The following is a 274-nucleotide window of genomic DNA, read 5'->3' on the forward strand; positions in this document are numbered from 1 at the left end:
GTCTAAATGTTCTTTTTTACCATAAACCATACCTAAATGCGGGCCAAAAAACTTATATGCAGAGCAGGCTAAAAAGTCGCAATCAAGCGCTTGCACGTCAACAAGTTCGTGCGGTGCGTAATGTACGGCATCAACATAAACAAGTGCGCCTACAGCGTGAGCAAGCTCAACAATACGTTTAATATTATTAATTGAACCTGTGGTATTTGAAGCGTAAGTTACCGCTACAAGCTTAGTGTTGCTGTTTAATAAGCTTTCAAATTGCACCATATCT

Annotated in this window: 1 protein-coding gene; it reads right to left on the minus strand. The window is 39.8% G+C overall.

The genetic code is table 11. The features are described from left to right. Nucleotides 1-274 (minus strand): aminotransferase class V-fold PLP-dependent enzyme (locus tag AAEY83_RS14940; protein WP_351060127.1); only part of this gene is annotated, 274 nt, incomplete at both ends.

This window comes from Psychrobacter sp. TB20-MNA-CIBAN-0197, from assembly GCF_040309765.1.
Taxonomy (GTDB): Bacteria; Pseudomonadota; Gammaproteobacteria; order Pseudomonadales; family Moraxellaceae; genus Psychrobacter; species Psychrobacter submarinus.